The 559-nt window shown below is 66.7% G+C and carries 1 protein-coding gene; it reads left to right on the top strand.

All coding sequences use genetic code 11. The features are described from left to right. Nucleotides 1-42: 42 nt before the first annotated feature. Nucleotides 43-559: chondroitinase-B domain-containing protein (locus AOK24_RS50895; protein ID WP_276206847.1), on the top strand; the 517-nt coding region annotated here is incomplete at its 3' end.

Raw genomic sequence — 559 nt, 5'->3', positions numbered from 1 at the left:
CCCCAACTCCCCCTCCCCACACGGCGAAAGGGACCGCACTCCATGTCTCGTCGTACCGTTCTCACCCCCCTCACCGCACTCGCCGCCCTGACCATCGGGGCCGGGATCGCCGTCCTGCCCACCCAGGCGCGGGCCGCGACCGTCGTCGTCAGCAACTCCACCGACCTCGCGAACGCCGTCAAGAACGCCACCGCCGGTACGGTCATCCAGGTGCGCGGCGGCACCTACTACCCCACAGCCACCCTCCAGTCGACCGCCAACGGCACCTCCTCCGCGCCGATCACGCTCACCGCGTACGGCTCGGAGACCGTGAAGATCGACGGGTCCTCGATGGCCGCGGGCTCCTGGATCTTCAAGCTGACCGCGTCCTACTGGAACGTCTCCAACATCACCTTCCAGAACGCCAAGGACAGCGCCGTCGTCTGCCAGTCCTGCACCGGCACCACCTGGAACAACATCAGGACCATCAACGGCGGCGACTCCGGATTCACCCTGACCGGCGCGAACACGGTCAACAACACCGTGAGGAACCTGGACAGTTACGGCAACTACGACGCCG

The sequence above is a fragment of the Streptomyces niveiscabiei genome, assembly GCF_001419795.1.
GTDB lineage: Bacteria > Actinomycetota > Actinomycetes > Streptomycetales > Streptomycetaceae > Streptomyces > Streptomyces niveiscabiei.
The sequence above is the reverse complement of the archived record's forward strand: the minus strand, read 5'-3'. Positions and strand labels throughout refer to the sequence as shown.